The organism is Mesorhizobium sp. M0052, assembly GCF_040323255.1.
Taxonomy (GTDB): domain Bacteria; phylum Pseudomonadota; class Alphaproteobacteria; order Rhizobiales; family Rhizobiaceae; genus Mesorhizobium.
The window spans coordinates 1-19,751 of the sequence record NZ_JAMYUS010000039.1; the positions used below are offsets into that span (position 1 = coordinate 1).

General features: G+C 64.2%; 19 protein-coding genes. 8 read left to right on the top strand and 11 right to left on the bottom strand.

Translation table 11 applies throughout. The features are described 5' to 3' along the window. Positions 1–272 precede the first annotated feature (272 nt). Positions 273–1,970: an ATP-dependent helicase gene (locus NKJ77_RS31075; RefSeq protein ID WP_352536282.1), complete on the top strand. Its 1,698-nt coding sequence runs from the start codon at positions 273–275 to the stop codon at positions 1,968–1,970. 318 nt (positions 1,971–2,288) lie between these two features. Here the strand turns inward: NKJ77_RS31075 and NKJ77_RS31080 are convergent, their stop codons facing one another. The 5 genes from NKJ77_RS31080 to NKJ77_RS31100 form a co-directional block, all read right to left on the bottom strand. Next, positions 2,289–3,329: an ABC transporter permease gene (locus NKJ77_RS31080; protein WP_023682111.1), complete on the bottom strand. Its 1,041-nt coding sequence runs from the start codon at positions 3,327–3,329 to the stop codon at positions 2,289–2,291. Next, positions 3,326–4,123: an ATP-binding cassette domain-containing protein gene (locus NKJ77_RS31085; protein WP_023668308.1), complete on the bottom strand. Its 798-nt coding sequence runs from the start codon at positions 4,121–4,123 to the stop codon at positions 3,326–3,328. The genes NKJ77_RS31080 and NKJ77_RS31085 overlap by 4 nt, the downstream gene beginning before the upstream one ends. An 86-nt stretch (positions 4,124–4,209) precedes the next feature. Further along, on the bottom strand, positions 4,210–5,223 hold the full coding sequence (locus NKJ77_RS31090; RefSeq protein WP_023699592.1) for a substrate-binding domain-containing protein: 1,014 nt from the start codon (positions 5,221–5,223) through the stop codon (positions 4,210–4,212). A 116-nt stretch (positions 5,224–5,339) separates the two neighbouring features. Then, positions 5,340–6,248, bottom strand: a complete 909-nt coding sequence (locus tag NKJ77_RS31095) for a sugar phosphate isomerase/epimerase family protein (protein ID WP_023832879.1) — start codon at positions 6,246–6,248, stop codon at positions 5,340–5,342. Next, positions 6,245–7,276 carry a Gfo/Idh/MocA family protein gene (locus NKJ77_RS31100; protein WP_023832878.1) on the bottom strand — a complete coding sequence of 344 codons (1,032 nt, stop codon included), beginning with the start codon at positions 7,274–7,276 and terminating at the stop codon, positions 6,245–6,247. Before NKJ77_RS31100 ends, NKJ77_RS31095 begins: the two co-directional genes overlap by 4 nt. 194 nt (positions 7,277–7,470) lie before the next feature. Here NKJ77_RS31100 and NKJ77_RS31105 point away from each other — a divergent pair, with 194 nt between their 5' ends. Next, the gene (locus tag NKJ77_RS31105; protein WP_023697001.1) at positions 7,471–8,496 is read left to right on the top strand and encodes a LacI family DNA-binding transcriptional regulator; all 1,026 of its coding nucleotides are present in this window, start codon (positions 7,471–7,473) and stop codon (positions 8,494–8,496) included. A gap of 160 nt (positions 8,497–8,656) precedes the next feature. Then, positions 8,657–10,132 (top strand): esterase-like activity of phytase family protein, encoded by a 1,476-nt coding sequence (locus NKJ77_RS31110; protein ID WP_023832877.1) that lies wholly within the window; start codon positions 8,657–8,659, stop codon positions 10,130–10,132. Between the two features lie 78 nt (positions 10,133–10,210). Here the strand turns inward: NKJ77_RS31110 and NKJ77_RS31115 are convergent, their stop codons facing one another. Then, entirely contained in the window at positions 10,211–11,005 is a 795-nt protein-coding gene (locus tag NKJ77_RS31115; RefSeq protein WP_023705536.1) for a L,D-transpeptidase, read from the bottom strand. A 176-nt stretch (positions 11,006–11,181) separates the two neighbouring features. Here NKJ77_RS31115 and NKJ77_RS31120 point away from each other — a divergent pair, with 176 nt between their 5' ends. Then, positions 11,182–12,654 (top strand): MATE family efflux transporter, encoded by a 1,473-nt coding sequence (locus NKJ77_RS31120; RefSeq protein ID WP_023705537.1) that lies wholly within the window; start codon positions 11,182–11,184, stop codon positions 12,652–12,654. 3 nt (positions 12,655–12,657) lie between these two features. Here the strand turns inward: NKJ77_RS31120 and NKJ77_RS31125 are convergent, their stop codons facing one another. Next, positions 12,658–13,866 carry an MFS transporter gene (locus NKJ77_RS31125; RefSeq protein ID WP_023705538.1) on the bottom strand — a complete coding sequence of 403 codons (1,209 nt, stop codon included), beginning with the start codon at positions 13,864–13,866 and terminating at the stop codon, positions 12,658–12,660. A gap of 153 nt (positions 13,867–14,019) precedes the next feature. Between NKJ77_RS31125 and NKJ77_RS31130 the strand changes: the two genes are divergently transcribed. After that, positions 14,020–14,661, top strand: coding sequence for a TMEM175 family protein (locus tag NKJ77_RS31130; RefSeq protein ID WP_352536283.1), 642 nt, complete (start codon positions 14,020–14,022; stop codon positions 14,659–14,661). Here the strand turns inward: NKJ77_RS31130 and NKJ77_RS31135 are convergent. Continuing rightward, the gene (locus NKJ77_RS31135; RefSeq protein WP_023668298.1) at positions 14,607–14,888 is read right to left on the bottom strand and encodes a hypothetical protein; all 282 of its coding nucleotides are present in this window, start codon (positions 14,886–14,888) and stop codon (positions 14,607–14,609) included. The genes NKJ77_RS31130 and NKJ77_RS31135 overlap by 55 nt on opposite strands. Before the next feature lie 131 nt (positions 14,889–15,019). On the opposite strand from NKJ77_RS31135, the gene NKJ77_RS31140 reads away from it, so the two are divergent. Then, positions 15,020–15,886 carry an SDR family NAD(P)-dependent oxidoreductase gene (locus NKJ77_RS31140; RefSeq protein WP_023682121.1) on the top strand — a complete coding sequence of 289 codons (867 nt, stop codon included), beginning with the start codon at positions 15,020–15,022 and terminating at the stop codon, positions 15,884–15,886. A 26-nt stretch (positions 15,887–15,912) separates the two neighbouring features. Here NKJ77_RS31140 and NKJ77_RS31145 read toward each other — a convergent pair whose 3' ends face one another. From NKJ77_RS31145 to NKJ77_RS31155, 3 genes are all read right to left on the bottom strand, one after another. Beyond that, positions 15,913–16,344: a low affinity iron permease family protein gene (locus NKJ77_RS31145; RefSeq protein ID WP_023750938.1), complete on the bottom strand. Its 432-nt coding sequence runs from the start codon at positions 16,342–16,344 to the stop codon at positions 15,913–15,915. 382 nt (positions 16,345–16,726) lie between these two features. Next, entirely contained in the window at positions 16,727–17,368 is a 642-nt protein-coding gene (locus NKJ77_RS31150; RefSeq protein WP_023733062.1) for an LbetaH domain-containing protein, read from the bottom strand. 60 nt (positions 17,369–17,428) lie between these two features. Continuing rightward, entirely contained in the window at positions 17,429–17,947 is a 519-nt protein-coding gene (locus NKJ77_RS31155) for a CreA family protein (protein ID WP_023753104.1), read from the bottom strand. A gap of 182 nt (positions 17,948–18,129) precedes the next feature. Between NKJ77_RS31155 and NKJ77_RS31160 the strand changes: the two genes are divergently transcribed. Further along, positions 18,130–18,705 (top strand): SCO family protein, encoded by a 576-nt coding sequence (locus NKJ77_RS31160; RefSeq protein WP_023697009.1) that lies wholly within the window; start codon positions 18,130–18,132, stop codon positions 18,703–18,705. Between the two features lie 82 nt (positions 18,706–18,787). Then, entirely contained in the window at positions 18,788–19,660 is an 873-nt protein-coding gene (locus NKJ77_RS31165; RefSeq protein WP_023832876.1) for a 50S ribosomal protein L11 methyltransferase, read from the top strand. Positions 19,661–19,751 lie beyond the last annotated feature (91 nt).

A 19,751-nucleotide genomic window follows, 5' to 3' on the forward strand; every position in this document is an offset into this window, starting at 1 on the left:
AAAAACCCCCACCCCCCCCCCCCCCAACCCCCCCCAAAACCTGGGCCGCGGGGGGCGCCCCCAAACCCCCCCCCCCCCCCCCCGGGGGGGGGGCCCCCCGCGGCCGGGCCGCGAGTGGGGGTGGCAGCGCCGGCGCCAGTCACCCCTCCCCGCCGCTTCGCGGCGACCCTCCCCATCCAGGGGAGGGTAAAGCGCGCTCGGCCAAAGGCCGCATGCCCGACCGGGCGTCCGAGCCGTTGCGAGGGCCCGCGCCGGCAGGCGCGGAACAGCCCGTGAGCGTGAATATTTGCTGCGTCGGCGACGACGACCAATCGATCTATGGCTGGCGTGGCGCCGAGGTCGACAACATCCTGCGCTTCGACAAGGATTTTCCCGGCGCCACCATCATCCGTCTGGAGCGCAATTATCGCTCGACCGCGCACATCCTCGGCACTGCCTCGCACCTCATCGCCCACAATGAGGGCCGCTTCGGCAAGACGCTGTTCACCGAGAAGGTCGCCGAGGACGACGAGAAGGTGCATGTCCACGCCGCCTGGGATTCCGAGGAGGAGGCGCGCGCCGTCGGCGAGACCATCGAGACCTACCAGCGTGCCAAGCACAAGCTCAATGATATGGCCATCCTGGTCCGCGCCTCCTTCCAGATGCGCGAATTCGAGGATCGCTTCGTCACGCTCGGCCTCAACTACCGCGTCATCGGCGGCCCGCGCTTCTATGAGCGCATGGAAATCCGCGATGCACTGGCCTTCTTCCGCGTCGTCGCGCAGGGCGCCGACGACCTCGCCTTCGAGCGCATCGTCAATGTCCCCAAGCGCGGCCTGGGTGAAGCCACCATCCGCCAGATCCACGACACGGCGCGGAGCTTGCGCATCCCGATGCTGGAGGCAGCCGCCAAGCTCGCAGAAAGCGACGAGCTGAAGCCCAACCCCCGCGCGGCCTTGCGCGAAGTGGCGGCCAATTTCGAGCGCTGGCAGAAGGCGCTGGAAACCACGCCGCACACCGAACTCGCCGAGACCATTCTGGAGGAGAGCGGCTACACCGACATGTGGAAGAACGACCGCTCGGTCGAGGCGCCGGGCCGGCTGGAAAACCTGAAAGAGCTTATCCGCTCCATGGAGGAGTATGAATCGCTGCGCTCCTTCCTCGAACATGTCGCCCTGGTCATGGACGCCGAGCAGAACGCCGAGCTTGACGCCGTCAACATCATGACGCTGCATTCGGCCAAGGGCCTCGAATTCGAGACCGTGTTCCTCCCCGGCTGGGAGGAAGGCCTGTTCCCGCACCAACGCGCGCTGGACGAAGGCGGCCGCTCCGGCCTGGAGGAAGAGCGCCGTCTCGCCTATGTCGGCCTGACCCGGGCCAAGAAGAACCTGCATCTGTGGTTCGTCTCCAACCGCCGCATCCACGGCCTGTGGCAGTCGACCATCCCGTCGCGCTTTCTGGACGAACTGCCGGAAGCCCATGTCGAGGTCGCCGAAAGCGGCAACTCCTATGGCGGCTACGGCAATTCCTATGGCGGCGGTTCGTTCGCGTCGGGCCGTGGCGGCCAGGGCGCAGGGCGGCAGAACCCCTACGGCGCCTCGCGCTTCGACAATGTCGGCGCGGAAAAATCCGGCGCCTTCTCCAACACCTATGCGACGCCCGGCTGGCAGCGCGCGCAGGCCAACCGCACCGAGGCGACCGACCGCAACTGGGGCTCGCGCTCCGGCCACCAGGTCGAGCGCATCGGCTATGGCGAGACCGACTCCGGCTACGGCGCCGGCCGAACCAGCGTCAAAGGCCGCACCATTGACGGCGAACTGGTCGCCAAATCCGTCGCCGACACGCCGTCGCCCTTCAGCGTCGGCGACCGCGTCTTCCACCAGAAATTCGGCAACGGCAACATCTCCAACATCGAAGGCAACAAGCTGACCATCGACTTCGACAAGGCCGGCCAGAAACGCGTGCTGGACGGGTTTGTGGCGGCGGTGTGAGCGCCCGCTTGTCCTGTTGTCCTACAAGCGACCACATTGTTGTAGTCTGGCGGAGCCCTCCCCGCCTCGTCATCCACGGGCGGAGCAAGGAGCGTAGCGACGCAGCGTAGACCCGAGGATCCATCCCGCGTCTTCAACGCGTTGCCACGGTGCGGAATCCTGCGCAGCTGCACGCCAAGGTCGCGGAATGGATTCCAGGGTCTACGCGACGGAGCTTCGCTCCTGCTCCGCCTTAGAATGACGAAGCGACGGGCGTCTGCCCAGTCGTCGGGGCATGCGGTCCGCAACATGAGCGTCCCCGTCAATTTAGCCCGCCCCTCACCTGTACCGCGCCTGGTTCCACTTGTGCCCCAGCAGCGACAGGATGATGATCAGCCCGTTGAAGAACTGGACGTAGAAGCCGCTCAGGCCCGCCGCCACGACGCCGGTCTGGATGAACGACACGGTGACCGCGCCGATCGCTCCACCGGCAACCGTACCGATGCCGCCCCAGGTCGGCGTGCCGCCGACGAACACCGAAGCCAGCACCGGCAAGAGATAGCCGTCGCCCGCGGTCGGCCACCAGGTGAAGTTGATCATCACCGAAAACGTGCCGGCGATCGCGGCCCCGATGCCGGTGAAGATGAACACTTTCACCCGCACACGCTTGACGTCGATGCCCATTTGCTGGGCGCTGTCGGGGTTGTCGCCGACGACCCTCACCTGCGCGCCGAAGCGGTGCCGGTTGTAGAGCATTGCCGAAAAAATGACGAAGGCGAGTGCCCATAAGACCTGTACCGGAAAACCCCACACCTGACCGGAGAAGATGGTGTACGCCCAGCTGTCGCTGAGACCGGTCAATGCCGTCGATCTGCCCTCGTTGATGATCTGGATCAGTCCCCGCAGCAGGAAATTCATGCCGAGGGTGGCGATCAGCGACGACAGCCCGCCATAAACGACCAGGGATCCGACGAGAAAGCCGAGCAGCGTGCCGGTGAGAATCGCCGCTGCGATGCCGAGAAACGGATCGTAGCCGGCCTGCACCACCAGCGCGAACACCCAGGAGGCAAAGCCCATGGTTGCGGGAAACGACAGGTCGATCTCGCCGCAGGTGACGACGAAGACCAGCGGCACCACCACGAACAGGGCAACCGGCAGCGTGGTCAGCACGGATCTGTAGAGATACCAGGTGGTGAACACGGTCGGGTTGGCGATCAGGAACGCCGCCATCATGATGATGAACACGGCGAGCGTGCCGAGCGCTGCGCGGTTGTCGATGACGAAACCGCGCAGCCAATGGTCGGACGGGTGCTTCCACTCAGGCCGGGCCGCCTTGCCGCCGAGCGGGCTCTGCAGATCGGGTTCCATGGTCTTGCTCATCGTGCTGCCCTCTCCGCGTCGCCGGCCTCGTGCAGCCCCGGCAATCCTCCGGGATGCGCAACGTCTTCCATGAAATTGATCAGCTCTTCGGCCGACTTGACCTCGGTGCGATCGGCGGTCAGCGCCACCTTGCCGCGGTCAATCACCACGAAGCGGTCGGCGATGTCGAAGACATGGTGGATGTTGTGGCCGATGAACAGGATCGAACGGCCGCTCGCCCGCACCTGGCGCACGAAATGGAAGACCTTGGCGGTCTCGGTCAGCGACAGCGCCGTCGTCGGCTCGTCAAGGATGATCAGCTCGGCCTGCTTGTAGATGGCGCGCGCGATCGCCACGCCCTGGCGCTCGCCGCCCGAGAGCTGGCCGACGATCGAGTGCGGCGTGAACACCTTCGAGGTGAAGCCGATCTCGCGCATCAGCCGGCTCGCCTCCTCTATCTCTTTATTGACCTTCAGAAAGCCCATGAAGCCGGTGAGTTCGCGGCCCATGAAGATGTTGCGCACAATGGTCTGCTGCACGGCCAGCGCCCGATCCTGGAAGACCGTCTCGATGCCGGCGTCGCGCGAGCGTGCCGCACTCCAGCCGGTCACCGGCTTGCCGCGCACCAGGATCTCGCCGCTGGTCGGCTTGACGACGCCGGACAGGATCTTGATCAGCGTCGATTTGCCGGCGCCATTGTCGCCGATCAGGCCAACCACCTCGCCGCGGTCGACCGAGAGATTGACCCCGCCCAGCGCATAGACCTGGCCATAGGATTTGCTGATGTCGCGCAGTTCGATGATGCGTTCGGCCATGGCGATCCTCGCTCCTGTGGTATCATCCCGGCCTGGTGCCGGCGGTCCTGCCGGCCGGGCTTGCGCCCAGCCGGCAGTTTGGGAGGTCAGCGCAGCGCCTGCTTGGCGAGCTCGGCGACGATCTCGTAATTCTGCGGCGTGACGAAGCCCGCCCCGGTGTCGACATTCATCGGCGCCAGGCCCAGCACCACCTGCTGGCAAAGGCTGAGGATCGGCAGATAGCCTTGCAGAAACGGCTGCTGATCAGCCGTCAGCTGCACCCAGCCGCCCTTGAACGCCTCGACGATCTGCGGGCTGGTATCGAAGCCGAAGTTGAAGATGTCGCCGGGCTTGCGTCCTGCCGCCTGCATGTAGGTGGCGACGTTGCCCAGCATCTGGCCGCCGGGATAGCCGACCGCCTTGACGTCGGGATTGTTGAGCAGGGCCGCGGTGATCACCGGTATCGCCAGATTGGGGTCGGACGCCCATTCGCCGCTCGGCGGCGACGACAGCTGGATGACCTCGACGCCGGCTTCCTTGAGTGCTGCCACCGTGCCGCGCTCGCGCGCGCCGCGGGCCTCGTTCTCGAACGGACCGATCATGATCGCCTTGTCGCCGGACTTGAGCTTCCCGAGCTTGAACGCCTCAGTGCCGAGCGCGCGGCCCTGCTGCTCCTGCTGGGCGCCGACATAGCCGCCGCCGAACGCGTCCACCACCTTCGGCACCGGCACGTTCTGGTACATCATCTTGATGCCGTCCTTATGCGCCTGTTCGGCCAGCGGCATGATCGCGGCGTCGCCCGGATGGCCCATCATGGCAATGCCGTTTGGCTTCACGGCGACGGCCTCACGCAATTGCTGCACCATCTTCTCGACGTCCCACTGCGAGAAGATGTAGTCGACCTTCGGCCCGAGATCGGACGCCGCCTGCTTGGCGCCATTGTAGACGATGGTGCCGAAAGCGTCGCCCTCGGCGCCGCCGACGAAAAAGCGGATGTGGACATCCTTGCACCACTGGGCGTCGAGCGCCTGCGCCGGCAGAGTGGAGATGGCAGCGCACAGCGCCGTGGCGGCGGCCACGACGGTCGAGCGCAGAAGTGTCGTTCTCATTGCGATGCTCATGCACGTTCCTCCCTTTTGTCCTCGGTGAGCCGAGGGGTTTCGTCGTTCGCCTGTCGGCAGTGCTTGTCGGCAGTGCTTGGCAATCTGTCAGGCCGGCTCCTCCCACCGGCCCTCGGTCACGCCGGGTTCGGCAGGTAGGTCGCTCCTCCCCGGCATTGCTTGAGGTATTCCAGCCCGCGCACCTGGCCTGTGATTTCGAGGTCGCCGCGATAGACCGGGTCGTGCCAGCCCTCGATGTCGATGGCGCCCTTGTAACCGGCCAGCCGCAATTCGCTGATCACCCGCGTCCAGTCGCTGTCGCCAAACCCGGGCGTGCGCATCTGCACGAAGGGCAGCTTGCCGAACACGCCGTGCTCGCGGATCACATCCCAGCGCACCGTCGCGTCCTTGCCGTGGACATGGAAAATGCGCGGCGCCCATTTGCGGATCTGCGGCATCGGGTCGATGAGGTAGACAAGCTGGTGGCAGGGCTCCCATTCGAGGCCGAGATTGTCGTCGGGCAATTCGTTGAACATCAACTCCCAGGCATCGGGATTGTGGGCGATGTTCCAGTCGCCGGCCGCCCAGTTGCCATCCATGGCGCAATTTTCGAAGGCGATGCGCACGCCCTTGTCTGCGGCGCGCCTGGCCAGCGGACCCCAAACCTCTCGGAAGCGCGGCAGGCTGTCTGTCAGCTTCTTGCCACGCAGACGTCCGGTGAAGCCGCTGACGATCGAAGCGCCGAACAGATGCGCATTGTCGATGACGGTTTCCCAGGCCGCGAGCACGCCGCGATCGACCTCGCCATCCTCCAGCGGATTGCCGAACACGCCGATCGACGACACGGCGACATCGGCATCGCCGATCGCCTCGCCAATCTCACCGGCGAGCCGCGCCAAATCCTTGCCGCCCAGCGTCTGCCAGAAGAAGGGCTGGATGCTCTCGAAGCCGAGCGGCAGAATCTCTTTGATGTAGGCGGCCGGGTCTTCGAGATTGGCCCGCACCATGGTGCCGATGCGGATGTCGAGAAGCGGGTTTGGCATCATGATGCTTCCTGTGTGATTGCGACGCGCCGTCCGGTCTCGGCGCTTTCGATGGCGCCAAAAACCATGGCCAGGCTTTTGATGTTGTCGCTGCCACGGGTTTCCGGCTCGCTGCCGGTCTCGATGGCGTGGATGAAATCCTTGATGATGCCGAGATGACCGCCGACGCGGTCGGCGGAATCGAGCGGCGGTACTGTGATGGGCTGGGTCAGGTCGAACAGGCCGTCGCGGACCGACAACACAACTTCGGCCTTCAGTCCGTCCTCGCCGTCCCAGACCAGGCTGCCGTGCTCGGCGACGATGCGCCACGTGCTCTCCCAGCTGGTGCGGAAGCCCGCCGCGCACCAAGAGCCTGCATAGGTGAACACCTTGCCGCCGCCGAGATCGAAGATAGCGCTGGCCGACGATCCCTGCCGGTACCAGGAATTCGCCGGCTCCCATTCCTGGCAAAAGACGCCGGCGGGATCGCCTGCGACCATGTAGCGGGCGGCGTCGAATGTGTGGATCGCCATGTCGAGCAAAAGCACATGCGCCATCTCCTCGCGAAAGCCGCCGAAATGCGGCGCGACGAAGAAATCGGCATGGATGCTGGTTGGCTTGCCGATGGCGCCGGAGTCGAGAAAGCGCCTGATGCGCCGGACATTGGCGACGTAGCGGCGGTTCTGCACGACCGCATGGATACGCCCCGCGTTACGTGCCGCATCGACGATGGCGCGCGCATTTTCCGGAGTATCGGCCAGCGGCTTTTCCGTCAGCAGATGGCAATTATGGGCAAAGGCGGCAAAGGCGACATCACGCCGGGCGGCTGGAACCACGACATCGAACACCGCGTCGGGCCTGGTCTGGTCGAGCACCGCGTCGAGGCTGGTGCCGATTACCGCGCCGTCGAGCCCGTATTCGCGCGCCCTCGCCTTCGCCCGTTCTGCGTCGAGATCGACCAAGCCGACAATGGCCAGCCCGTCGATCTGCCTCGCGGCATCGAGCCAGGCCTTGCTCATCGCACCACAGCCGACGAGGACGGCATTCATCATCCGGCATTCCTCCCGTCCGGTCCCTCCAGACCGAATGTCACGGCATTTCCGGCACCACCGTAAACGTTTCTCCGTAAACGTTTACGAGAACACACCCGATGGCGTAGAATGTCAATCGGCTGCCAGCGAAAATCATCCCGAAGCCTTGGCCTGGGCGGCAGCCGGTGCTAGCCAAGACAGGGGGAGAACTGTCCTTGGCGTCCAGCATCCATGACCTTGCGCGTCACCTGAACATTTCGATCGGCACCGTGTCGCGGGCGCTGAACGGCCGCGCCGACGTCAATGCCGACACCCGCCAGCGCGTGCTCGCCGCCGCCAAGCAATTGAACTATTCGCCCAACCAGTCCGGCCGCAGTCTGCGGCAAGGCACCACCCATTCGATCGCCTTCATGCTGCAGCCGCATCCGGGCGACCAGCAATATGGCGAACCCTTCTTCATCCCGTTCCTGATCGGTCTGCAGGGCCGACTGGCCGAGGATGACCTGGATCTGATGGTCGTCATGGGCGAGCCCGGCCAATATCAGCAGGAGAGGCTGCGCCGCGTGGTTGAGACGCGCCGAGCCGACGCGGTCGTGTTGGCCAATACACGGCGGGAAGACGATCGGATCGACTATCTCAGCAAGGCTGGCTTTCCCTTCGCCACGCTTGGCCGAAGTCAATCCGGCGACGACACCTATCCTTCGCTCGATATCGATTTCGAGAGGGCGGGTGATGAAGCCGTCGACCGGCTGGTCGCGCGCGGCCACCGCCGCATTGCCGCCATCCGCCCTTCGCTGGATCTCAACTTCGGCTACCTGTTCCTCGACGGCTACCGCAAGGCGCTGGGGCGGCATGGCATCGAAGTCGACCCCGGCCTGATCGCCGACGGCTTCATCAACGAGGCCGGAGGCTACCAGGTGACGCCGCGCGTGATGCTCTCCAAGGACCGGCCCACAGCCATCATCTTCAACAATGACGCAATGGCGCTCGGCGGCTGCAAGGCACTGGCCGAGATGGGCATCAGGCCCGGCCACGACATCGCGGTGATCGTCATCGTCGACACGCCGCTCTGCCGTTATTTCTCGCCGGCGCTGACCGCCTTCCGTCCGTCGCTGGAGCCGATGGGCCGGCGGCTGGCCGAAATGCTGCTGGCCTCGCTTCCCGCCTTTGCCGGCCCGGAAGGTCCGCGCATCATCCGCGAAGTCTGGCCGCTGGAACTGATCGCCCGCGACAGCGATTGATCATTGCGCTCTTCCCTCTCTACAAGGGAGAAGGAAGAGGCCCTCTCTGTCACGCAAGTATCATGTTCGCGTCCTAGACCGCTTTGCGAGAGGGCGACATCGTCGATGCGATGCGGTGGCCCCTTTGCGCCGCTCAAGGCTTGTCACAAAAAGGATCTCCATGAAAATCTCGCACCGAACCGTGTCGCTCGGCGCCGCGCTGGCGCTGTTTACCGCCCTGACCCCTGCCCTTGCCGACAGCACCGCCACCGTTGGCGGCTTCGTCAACAAGGGCCTGGTCGGCGTCGGCCGCATCCCGGCCGATCAGAAGGACAAGTTCGGCGAGACCTTCGGCTCCGGCTCCGGCATGTCCATCGACGCCGCAAGCTGGACCCGTGGCGCGGACGGCTACAAGGGCTCGCTCTGGTTGCTGCCGGACCGTGGCTACAATGTCGTCGGCACCACCGATTACCGGCCGCGCCTCAACACTATTCGCATCGAGTTCACGCCGACCGCACTGGGCGCCACGCCCACCTCCGGCCAGGAACAGACAGGCGTCAAGGCGACGCTTGCCGATTCCCTGCTCCTCACCGACGACAAGGGCGCTGACGCCACCGGCCTCGATCCGCTCAACGGCGTGCGCGCGGCCAATGGCGACCTGCCGATCCTGCCCGAGGCCAATGGCAAGCTGGCGCTCGACAATGAGGCGATCGCGCGGCTGCCCGACGGCACCATGTTCATCTCTGACGAATACGGCCCCAACATCTACCGCTTCTCGGCCGACGGCCATCTTTTGTCGGCAACGCAGCCGCCCGCCGCTTTGGTGCCGATGCGCAAGGGCGCGCCGAACTTCGCCTCCGACAATCCGGGCCCCGGTGCAGCCGAACCCGATCCGAAGGATCCCGAAACCGGCCGCCAGAACAATCAAGGCCTCGAAGGCATGGCGCTGACGCCGGACGGCAAGTCGCTGATCACTGTGCTGCAGTCGGCGCCCCGCCAGGATGGCGGCGATTCGCCCGCGACGCGCCAGAACACCCGCGCGCTGGTCTACGACGCCTCCGACCCGGCCCATCTCAAGCTGGTGCATGAATATGCCGTGCCGCTGCCGGTGTTCAAGGACGCCAAGGACAAGACCAAGGTCGCCGCGCAGAGCGAAATCGTGGCGCTGTCCGACAAGACCTTCCTGATGCTGGCGCGCGACAGCGGAAACGGCCAGGGGGTGAAGGGCGATACTTCGCTGCTGCGCCAGATTTTCGTCGTCGACGTCTCTGGCGCCACCGACATTGCCGGCGGCGCCTTCGATGCCGCCGACAAGCCGCTGGCGCCCAAGGGCGTGCTCGACCCCTCGGTGACGCCGGCCAAGCTGACGCCGTTCATCGACATCAACGACAACAAGGAACTCGGCCGTTTCGGCCTGCATGACGGCAAGCCCAACGACAAGAACAATCTGTCGGAGAAGTGGGAAGCAATGTCGGTGGTCAGCGTGCTCGATCCGGCGCTGCCCGACGACTATTTCCTGTTCGTCGGCAACGATAACGACTTTCTCACCGAGGACGGTTTTCAGGTCGGCGCGCCCTACAAGGCCGAAGACGGCGCCGATGTCGATACCATGTTCCTGGTCTATCAGGTCACGCTTCCGGGCCTCGCCAAGAAGTAGCCGTATACGGAGAGGCGGACGCGCCCGGCGCGTCCGCCTCTAACCGTTTGTCGGCGATCAGCGATGCCGTGAAGGCACCTATTTCAAAATCTCCGCATCCCTTGGCACGCCGGCATCGATCGGCTCGGCGGTCCGGCTTGACACAGCCATGATCTTGCCCGCGGCCGACAGGTTCGGGCGCACATAGACCTGGGCTACGCCGTTGACCCGGCTGTAGAGGTCGATGATGTCCTGGTTCATGAAGCGCACGCAGCCTGACGACGCGTTCTTGCCGATGGAATCCCATTCCGGCGTGCCGTGCAGCCGGTACATCGTGTCCTTGCCGTCGCGGAACAGATAGAGCGCGCGCGCACCGAGCGGGCTCTGCGGTCCGGGCGGCATGCCGTCCTTGTATTTCGCCAGTTCCGGCCGGCGCTGGATCATTTCGGGCGGCGGCGTCCACACCGGCCATTTCTTGCGCGCCTGGATCACGGCGCTGCCGGTCCAGCCAAACCCGGCCTTGCCGAGGCTGACGCCATAGCGCATTGCCTTGCCGCCGTCGCGCACCAGATACAGAAAATGCTCGGATGTATCGACGACGATCGTGCCGGGTTTTTCGCCGGTCGGATCGTCCACGATCTGGCGCACGAATTTCGGATCGAGCTTGGCGACGGGGATTGCCGGCAATGAAAAGCCCTCATCGACGCGCGCCGAATACATGGTGGCGGCATCGCCGAAAGCGGGCTCGGGTGCGGGTGCCGGCGCCGGCGTCGGCGGTACTGCCACATCAGTGGTTGTGCAGGCCGAAAGTGCCATGGCAGCGGCACCCAAAGCGGATGCTCCCAGAAACGCGCGCCTATTCAGGCGCTCGGAAAATAATGGATTGTCGGACATGATCCCCCCGGTTTGCGGCCCCTCGCGGCGATGACCCATAGCCCATTACGCAAGCTTTGAGAACCTGATCGCCTCAGCCGCGTTAAGCGTGATGTTCCGATGCCGCATCGACCTTGTCCGTTAAATCGGCGATCATTGCCGGGCGGACTTTGAGATGAACCTTCGCCGAACAGCCCATGGACGAAAAAATACCACCGCGCCGGCGCACCGGCGATCTCACCAGCGGCCCAATCCCTCGCACGCTGCTGTTGTTCGCGCTTCCGGTGCTCGGTTCCAATGTGCTGCAGTCGCTCAACGGTTCGATCAACGCCGTCTGGGTCGGCCGCTTCCTCGGTGAATCGGCGCTGACGGCGACCTCAAACGCCAATCTGGTGCTGTTCCTGATTCTCGGCACCGTGTTCGGGATCGGCATGGCCGCGACCATCCTGGTGGCGCAATCGGTCGGCGCCCGCGACCTGCCCGAGGCGCGGCGCATCGTCGGCACCAGCGCCAGCTTCTTCTTCCTCGTCTCGGCTATCTTCGCCGTCTGCGGCTGGATCTGGGTCGACGCCATCCTCAACACACTGGGCACCCCGCCCGATGCGCTGCCGCTGGCGCGCTCCTATCTGCGTATCATCTTCGTCGCCGTGCCGATGATGAATCTTCTGTCCTTCGTGATGACGGTGCTGCGCGGTGCGGGTGATTCGCGCACGCCATTCTTCTTCATGGCGCTCGCCGTCGTGCTCGACATCATCCTCAATCCGCTGCTCATTCGCGGCATCGGCCCCTTCCCCGAGCTCGGCATCGCCGGCTCCGCCACCTCGACGCTGATCGGCCAGACAGTGAGCGTGATCGCCATCCTCGTCGTGCTTTATGCCAGAAAGCATCCGCTGCGGCTCGCCGGCGCCAACCTCGCTCTGCTGCGGCCGGATCCGGCGCTGCTCAGGATCGTCGTCTTCAAGGGCGTGCCGATGGGCCTGCAGATGATCGTCATTTCGGCGGCGGCGCTGACCGTCATGGGCATCGTCAACTCCTACGGCTCGCAGGTCGCCGCCGCCTACGGCATCGCGGCGCAGCTGTGGACCTATATCCAGATGCCTGCACTGGCGATCGGAGCCGCAGTCTCGTCGATGGCGGCCCAGAATGTCGGCGCCGGGCGCTGGGACCGCATCGGTCGCATCGCGGCGTCCGGCGTCGGCTTCAACCTGGTGCTCACCGGCGCCCTGGTGGCGCTGCTGTTCTTCTTCGACAGGCCGGTGCTCGGCCTGTTCCTCAGCGGCGACAGCACCGCAATCGACATTGCAGCCCACATCAACAAGGTGGCGTCCTGGTCGTTCATCCTGTTCGGCGTCACCATCGTGCTGTTCGCCACCGTGCGCGCCACCGGTGCCGTGATGCCGCCGCTGATCATTCTGGTGATTTCCGTGCTGGTCGTGCGTACCGGCTTTGCCTACTTCTTCAGGACCTACATCGGCGAGGAAGCGCTGTGGTGGAGTTTTCCGGCGGGATCGATCACCTCGCTGGTGCTGGCCGCCGCCTATTATCGCTTCGGCCGCTGGCGCACCATGCACATGATCGAGGACCGGCCGGCCGCCGGCGAGCCGCCCGACACCGGCCTCGGCATCCCGCGCGGACGGGCAAACATGGCGCCCGAGACGCCAAACGGGTGAGGCTCAGCGCGCGTATTTGACGCCGAACCCCAGCGCTACGACAGAGAACAGCGTGATCATGCCGGCGAACGCCAGGCTTGCCGTCGTCGGAGTGGTCCAACTCGACAGCAGCCCAATGCCGATCACCGGCAGCGCATTGCCGCAGAAGCAGCAGATGAAGAACGCCGACACCAATTCGGCGCGACGCTCGGCAGGTGCGATCTGGTTCACCACCTGCAGGCCGCCGCGATAGCCGAGCGCCGCCGCCACGCCGCACACAGCGGTGGCGGCAACCATCAGGGACATCGACGCGAAAAACTGAGCAGCAACCATCAGCCCTACGGCCGGGATCATCAGCGCCAGCGCGGCCAGCATGCCGGCGCGGCTGGACAGTCGGGTCGTGGCCAGAATGGTCGCGGCCGCAACGATCGACAGTTCAAAGAACAGCGCGCCGGCCTCGGCATGGTTGGCCACATGCAGTTGCTGCGCCAGGATGCTCGGCGCCAGGGCTGCATAGAAGCCGACCAGCGCCATGGCGCCGAAACCGGTGACCGCCGGCGCCACGAAGGCAGCGCGGATATCGCTCGGCACCGATAGCCGTGGCCGCAACGAAACGTCGGTCAGCCTGCCCGGCCGGGACACGGTTTCGCGGGTACGCCAGATCAGCAGCGTCACCACCACCAGCAAGGCAAGATAGACCGCAAACGTTAGTCTCAACGGCCAGGGCGCATATTCGGCGAGCAGGCCCGATGCCAGCGCGCCGAGGCCAAGGCCAACGAAGTTGGTGCTGGTGGCGATGATTGCCGCGCGCGATTTGTCCTTACCTTCGATCAATTCGGCAAGCCAGGCCGTGCCGGTTCCCGCGCCGACGCCGATGCCAAGGCCGCTCAATATGCGGGCGACATCGAGCCATGCGACATTCTCGGCCAGCAGGAACACCACCGCGCTGACCACCGCTATGGCCATCGACGCCAGCGCCGCAGGACGGCGGCCAATGCCGTCGGACAAGCGCCCAAACATCAGCAATGCGCCGAGATTGCCGACGACATAGACGGCGTAGACCAGCGTCAGCGTGATCTGCGAGAAACCGAAGGCCTGCTTGTAGATGACGTAAAGCGGCGTCAGCACCGTGCTGCCGGCGAACAGCGCGGCGATCATGGCGGCAACCGCGGCCATCGCGGGCCGGCCATCGAGTCCGTTGTCGCGCGTCGTGGTCTCGGCATAGCTGGTCATGGCAACCTCCGGCCAATCGCCCAACGCCCAATTGCGCCCCAACGTCCATGTAAGGATGGCCGTTCCACGCGCCGAACTTCATCCTGACAACCTTGTCAGGATGGTCTTGCCCGAAGTCCTCGCTTAACGTCTTTCCATCGAGAGGGAGAATCCATGGGAAAAGGTAGAGTCGAGGCATTCACCGATGGGGTGGTCGCCATCATCATCACCATCATGGTGCTGGAGCTGAAAGTGCCGCATGGCGAGGATTTTTCAGCGCTTCTGCCGCTGTGGCCGATCTTTTTCAGCTATGTCTTGTCGTTCATCAATGTCGGCATCTACTGGAACAATCTGCACAACATGTTCCACACCGTCCAAAGGGTCGACGGCCGCGTGCTGTGGGCCAACCTCAACCTTCTGTTCTGGTTATCGCTGATGCCGGCAACGACGGCCTTCATGGGCGAGAACCATTTCGCGCCGGTCCCCGTCGCCGTCTATGGCATCGACCTGGTGCTGTGCGCGGTCGCCTACACCTTTCTCGCCACCAAGCTGCACCATTTGCACGGCAACGACACCGCCTTCGCCAAGGCGCTGGGCAATGACCGCAAGGGCAAGATCTCGGTGGCCTCTACGCCGCCGCCGTCCCGCTTGCCTTCGTCAACCAATGGATCGGCGTTGCGATCTTCGTGCTGGTGGCCGCCGTCTGGTTCGTTCCGGACACGCGTTTTTCGCGGGTGCTGGAAAAGTAGCGTAGGACGCCTCTACTTGCGCATCGCCTTCAGCTTTTCGGCAACCGACGCGGCTAGGTCGGCATAGCGCTCCTCCAGCCGCTCGGCCGCCTTGATGATCGAAAAATCATGGCCGAATTTTTCCAGCGCCATGCGCAATTTCTCGACGAACTCGGCCTGTTTTTCGAGTGCCGAAAACAAGGTCTTCACCTGCGCTTCGCTTATGTCCGGATTGGCAAGCATCTGTGGCACCTCGCGGCCCATCTGGTCGCCGGTGGCGGTCTGCTCCTTCAGGATCGCAACCCAGTCGGTCAATCGGCAGTCTCCTGTTCAGCCGCAGCATGCACAGCCGCCGTTGATGCGGTCAACCCGAACACGCGGGACGGCCTTGCACGATGCGCGTCCCGCGCTAAGTTCGGCGCCACCCGAACCCTAGGAAAAAGATCATGACCTCCGACGCCGAAATCCAATCCGCTTTGCCCGCCCTCAGCCGAGGCAACGTCGCCGTCATCACCGGGGGCGCCAGCGGCATCGGGCTTGCCGCCGCCAAAAGGCTGGCGGCTATGGGCATGAGACTGGTGCTGGCCGACATTGGCGGCGCGCGCCTCGATGCGGCCCGCCAGGCAGTCGCCGCGATCGCCGGCGAGAATGCCGTGCTTGCGGTCGCCACAGACGTCTCGAAGGCCGACGAACTCGGCCGGCTGGCGGAAAAGACGCATGCCGCTTTCGGCGCCGTATCGCTGCTGATGAACAATGCCGGCGTCGGCAACAATCCGGGAAAACCGTGGGAGAACGGCGACGCCTGGAAGCGGCTGATCGACATCAATTTCTGGGGCGTCGTACATGGCGTCGAGGCCTTTGCGCCGGCCATGCTGGCCTCCGGAGAGCCGGGCCTGATCATCAACACCGGCTCCAAGCAAGGCATCACCACGCCACCCGGCAATCTCGCCTACAACGTATCCAAATCGGCATTGAAGACGTTCACCGAAGGCCTGGCGCACGCATTGCGCAACGAGCCGGGCGCGAAGGTCGCGGCGCATCTTCTCATTCCCGGCTTCACCTTCACCGGCCTCACCGAAGGAGCGGTCGAAAAACCCGCTGGCGCCTGGACCGGCGAGCAGGTGGTCGACTTCATGCTGGCTTCGCTGGCGCGCGGGGACTTCTACATCCTGTGCCCCGACAATGAGGTGATGCGGCCGACCGATGAAAAGCGCATGGCCTGGGCGATCGGCGACATCATCGAGAACCGGCCTGCTCTCTCGCGCTGGCACCCCGACCATAAGGACGCTTTCGCGGCCTTTATGGGAAACTGATCGTCGAACTCAGCCAAAGCCGAGACTCAGGCGGGCGCGCGTTTTTTCGCGGTGCGCTTTTGCGCGACGGCCTTCTTGCCCGCCAGTTCGGCGAGCTCGTGGTCATGGCGTTTTGCCGCCCGCTCGCATTTGTCTCTGATCTCCTCGACCTCGGATTCGGTCAGGTGCTCGATGCCGATGAAATGATTGTGGCCCTCGCTGACGCGGATCAGTTCGTCGAGCTTGGCCTGAACCGCGGCGCCGTCGCGGTTCTGGGTGTTCTGAATCAGGAACACCATCAAAAAGGTGATGATCGTCGTTCCCGTGTTGATGACGAGCTGCCACGTATCGGAGAAGCCGAAGAATGGCCCGCTTACCGCCCAGACGATAACGATGGCGCAACAGGCGATGAAAGTCGGCGGCAGGCCCGCCAAGTGCGAAACGGTGTTGGCGATTCTGGTAAACAGCTTTTCGATCATTCACATCCTCAACCGTTCAAAGCGCGACGAGCTGACCAAGGCCGCATTCATCGCTCCAACAATAAACAACCGGCAGCCGCTTCCGGTTCCCTGTCGCAGAGGGCATCGCTGGTGCAATTGTATGCACGCCAAAGGCGCAGCGCCGTGAAAAGCCGCCTTATCGGTTTGTTGCCATTAGTCACCATGCAGGCCAAAACCTGTTCGTTCCGCTTCACGGCGGATTTGTCTCCAAGCCCCTTCCGCTGCGCCACCCCCGCATGGCGGAAGGGGTCCGTTGCGTTGCCGCAGACCGGCGGAACTCTTCCCGACACGTGCCGTTCAGAATTTTGGCGCCAGGATTTCGGCCAGCCAGTCGATGAAACCGCGCACGCGCGGCGAGCTCTCAGGAATGCTCTTGCTCCCAACGATCGAGGAAATCCTCAATCGGCAAGGCCTGCATGTCGGGAACCGCTTTGGCGAGTTTCTCCGGCGGCCAGTCCCACCAGGCAAGGCTTTCGATCCGCGCCGCGATCTCGGAGGGAAAGCGCATGCGCAACGGCTTCGCCGGTACGCCGGCGACGATTGTGTAGGCCGGCACATCCCGCGTCACCACCGAATTGGCGCCGATGATGGCGCCATTGCCGATGCTGATCTCGGGCATGATGACGGCGCCATGGCCGATCCAGACATCATTGCCGATGCCGACCGCCTTGGCCTGCCGCCGCGCGCGGAACGCCGCGTCGACGCCCAGCCAGCGGAAATACTCGTTCGGCCGGTAGCTGAGCTTGTGCTGCGTGATCCGCTCGATCGGATGCTCCAAGGCATTGATGCGGCTGTTGGCGGCGATCGAGCAGAATTTTCCGATCGTCGTGTAGATCGCCTCGGCGTGGCGCTCGAAATAGGAGAAATCGCCGACATTGACCTCGCGCAGCACCACCCGTTCGCCGATCGAGGCATAGCGGCCAAGCTTGCACGCTTTCAGCTCCGCGGTCGAATGGATGCGCGGCTCGGGATCTTTCAGGACGAGGTTTTCGGTACGGTCCATCTGGCGGATTTACCCCCGCGCAATTGCGGAAGCAATTGTCGCGTTGCGCCCGGAGGATCGTTATTTCGGCTTGCCGCCGGTCCACACCACGTTCTGGCCGAACAGCGGCACGGTCGTCACCGACATTTTCGCCGAGCCGTCCTGCACTTGGCGCGAATGCGAGAGATAGATCAGCGTCTCGTTCTTCTTGTCGTAGATGCGGTTGACCACCTGCTTCTTCCAGATCAGGCTGATGCCTTGCTTGAACACCTCTTCGCCGCCCTCGCTCATGTCGATGTCGCCGATGGTGATCGGCCCGGTCTGGCGGCAGGAGATCGAGGAATCAGACGGATCCTCGAACCAGTTGCCCTTGTGCAGCCGGTCGATGACGCTGCGGTCGAAATAGGAGACATGGCAGGTCACGCCGTCGATCTTGGGATCCTTGATCGCCTCGACGATGATGTCGTTGCCGACCCAATCGACGCCGACCTTGCCGACTTCCTCTGCCGCTGCGGCACCGGCGCCAAGGGCAATGCATGCGGCCAGCGCGCCGCCGATCAGTTTCTGCCCAATCCGTCTCTGCCCAGTCCGTCTTTGCAAGGGAGCCTCCTCAGGTTCAGTTTGCCGGTCTCAGGTGGGATAAGGGCCAGCTGTTTGCAAGGTAGCGCCCAGCCCGGTTGCGGCAACGCGGCATCTTTGCCTTGCCCCCTGCGACCGGCTAAGACTGCCGGCAGAGAGGCGCCGATCCGGCGCTCGATGATTTCTGCTACGGACAATTCCTGATGATGCGTTCAATTCTGGTCGGCATTCTCGTTCTGATGGCGGCGGGCATCGGCTGGCTCACCTTTGACTTCTATCGCGGCCACTATGGTGGCGAACCGTATGGCGCGCCATTCACGCTGGTCGACCAGAAAGGCGCGCCAATCACCGAAGCCGCCTTCCGGGGAAAACCCAGCATCGTCTTCTTCGGCTTCACCCATTGCCCGGAAGTCTGCCCGACCACTTTGTTCGAAATGGCCGGCTGGCTGAAGACGCTGGGCGACGACGGCAAGAACCTCAACGCCTACTTCGTTACCGTCGATCCAGAGCGCGACACGCCGCCTGTGATGAACACTTACGTCAGCAATTTCTCCGACCGCATCGTCGGCATATCGGGCGATCCCGACAAGGTGCACGCCATGGCGAAGTCCTTCAACATCTACTGGAAGAAGGTCGACACCGGCGACGGCGATTATACGATGGACCACACCGCCTCGGCGCTGCTGCTCAATGCCAAGGGCGAGTTTTCGGGCACCATCGCCTATGGCGAAAGCGCCGATACCGCGATTGCCAAGCTGAAGCGGCTGGCAGCAGGCTAGGCATGATCCCTAAATGTGGAATCCGGTTTTCTCGGACAGAAAAGTGTTGTCCAGAGATCATGCTCAAGCAAGAGACCAACTGATGGGTCAGACCAGGCTCCACTTCATCGCTGGGAAGATCGAGGCCGACCGCATCTTTGCCGCGCTCGAGCCGGCTTTCGAGGATGAAGGCCTGCCGATCGCCGTGCTCGAACTCGATGAAGACCGCGACATCTACGAGGTTTCGCTCTACACCGACGGCAATGTCGACGCGGTTGAGGCGCGGCTAAGGGACAGCCTTGCCGGACTGTCCCTGTCGAAGCCGATCGAGCGCGAGGTTCTGCCCGATATCGACTGGGTGGCGCGCTCGCTGGAGGGACTGAAACCGGTGCGCGCCGGACGTTTCTTCGTCCATGGCGCGCATGACCGCCGGAAGCGCCACAGCGGCGAACTCGCCATCGAGATCGAGGCTGGCCTTGCCTTCGGCACCGGCCATCACGGCACCACTGCCGGCTGCCTCGAAATGCTGGAACGGGTCGTGCGCCGCGAACGTCCCAGGAATGCCCTCGACCTCGGCACCGGCAGCGCGGTGCTGGCGATCGCCGTCGCCAAACTGGCGCATATTCCGGTGCTGGCGACCGACATCGATCCGATCGCCGTCAGGGTCGCCGCCGCCAACGCCCGCCTCAACCACGTCAAGGCGCTGGTCGAAACGGTGACGGCGCCCGGCTTCCACCACCCGATCTTCGGCAAGCGCGCGCCTTTCGACCTCATCGTCGCCAACATATTGGCGCGGCCGCTGATGCGGCTGGCGCCTGAGATGGCGAGGCACATCAGCCTCGGCGGCTCGATCGTGCTGTCCGGCATCCTCGGGCGCCAGTGCAATGCGGTGATCTCGGCCTATGTCGGCCAGAATTTCCGCCATGTCAGGACCTTGCACCGCGAAGGCTGGGTAACGATCCACCTCAAGCACTGAGACGCAACGCGCTTTGGACCAATCCGAGCCTGTTGCGATTGGCGAAAACCGATTCCGGTTTTCCGGGTCATGCGCTACGGTCACGCCCGAT

Excerpts from the sequence above, each read along its gene's own strand:
- NKJ77_RS31080 (WP_023682111.1), bottom strand. The coding sequence starts at position 3,329 with ATGAGCAAGACCATGGAACCCGATCTGCAGAGCCCGCTCGGCGGCAAG.
- NKJ77_RS31085 (WP_023668308.1), bottom strand. The coding sequence starts at position 4,123 with ATGGCCGAACGCATCATCGAACTGCGCGACATCAGCAAATCCTATGGC.
- NKJ77_RS31090 (WP_023699592.1), bottom strand. The coding sequence starts at position 5,223 with ATGAGCATCGCAATGAGAACGACACTTCTGCGCTCGACCGTCGTGGCC.
- NKJ77_RS31095 (WP_023832879.1), bottom strand. The coding sequence starts at position 6,248 with ATGATGCCAAACCCGCTTCTCGACATCCGCATCGGCACCATGGTGCGG.
- NKJ77_RS31100 (WP_023832878.1), bottom strand. The coding sequence starts at position 7,276 with ATGATGAATGCCGTCCTCGTCGGCTGTGGTGCGATGAGCAAGGCCTGG.
- NKJ77_RS31110 (WP_023832877.1), top strand. The coding sequence starts at position 8,657 with ATGAAAATCTCGCACCGAACCGTGTCGCTCGGCGCCGCGCTGGCGCTG.
- NKJ77_RS31115 (WP_023705536.1), bottom strand. The coding sequence starts at position 11,005 with ATGTCCGACAATCCATTATTTTCCGAGCGCCTGAATAGGCGCGCGTTT.
- NKJ77_RS31120 (WP_023705537.1), top strand. The coding sequence starts at position 11,182 with ATGGACGAAAAAATACCACCGCGCCGGCGCACCGGCGATCTCACCAGC.
- NKJ77_RS31125 (WP_023705538.1), bottom strand. The coding sequence starts at position 13,866 with ATGACCAGCTATGCCGAGACCACGACGCGCGACAACGGACTCGATGGC.
- NKJ77_RS31130 (WP_352536283.1), top strand. The coding sequence starts at position 14,020 with ATGGGAAAAGGTAGAGTCGAGGCATTCACCGATGGGGTGGTCGCCATC.
- NKJ77_RS31140 (WP_023682121.1), top strand. The coding sequence starts at position 15,020 with ATGACCTCCGACGCCGAAATCCAATCCGCTTTGCCCGCCCTCAGCCGA.
- NKJ77_RS31145 (WP_023750938.1), bottom strand. The coding sequence starts at position 16,344 with ATGATCGAAAAGCTGTTTACCAGAATCGCCAACACCGTTTCGCACTTG.
- NKJ77_RS31150 (WP_023733062.1), bottom strand. The coding sequence starts at position 17,368 with ATGGACCGTACCGAAAACCTCGTCCTGAAAGATCCCGAGCCGCGCATC.
- NKJ77_RS31160 (WP_023697009.1), top strand. The coding sequence starts at position 18,130 with ATGATGCGTTCAATTCTGGTCGGCATTCTCGTTCTGATGGCGGCGGGC.
- NKJ77_RS31165 (WP_023832876.1), top strand. The coding sequence starts at position 18,788 with ATGGGTCAGACCAGGCTCCACTTCATCGCTGGGAAGATCGAGGCCGAC.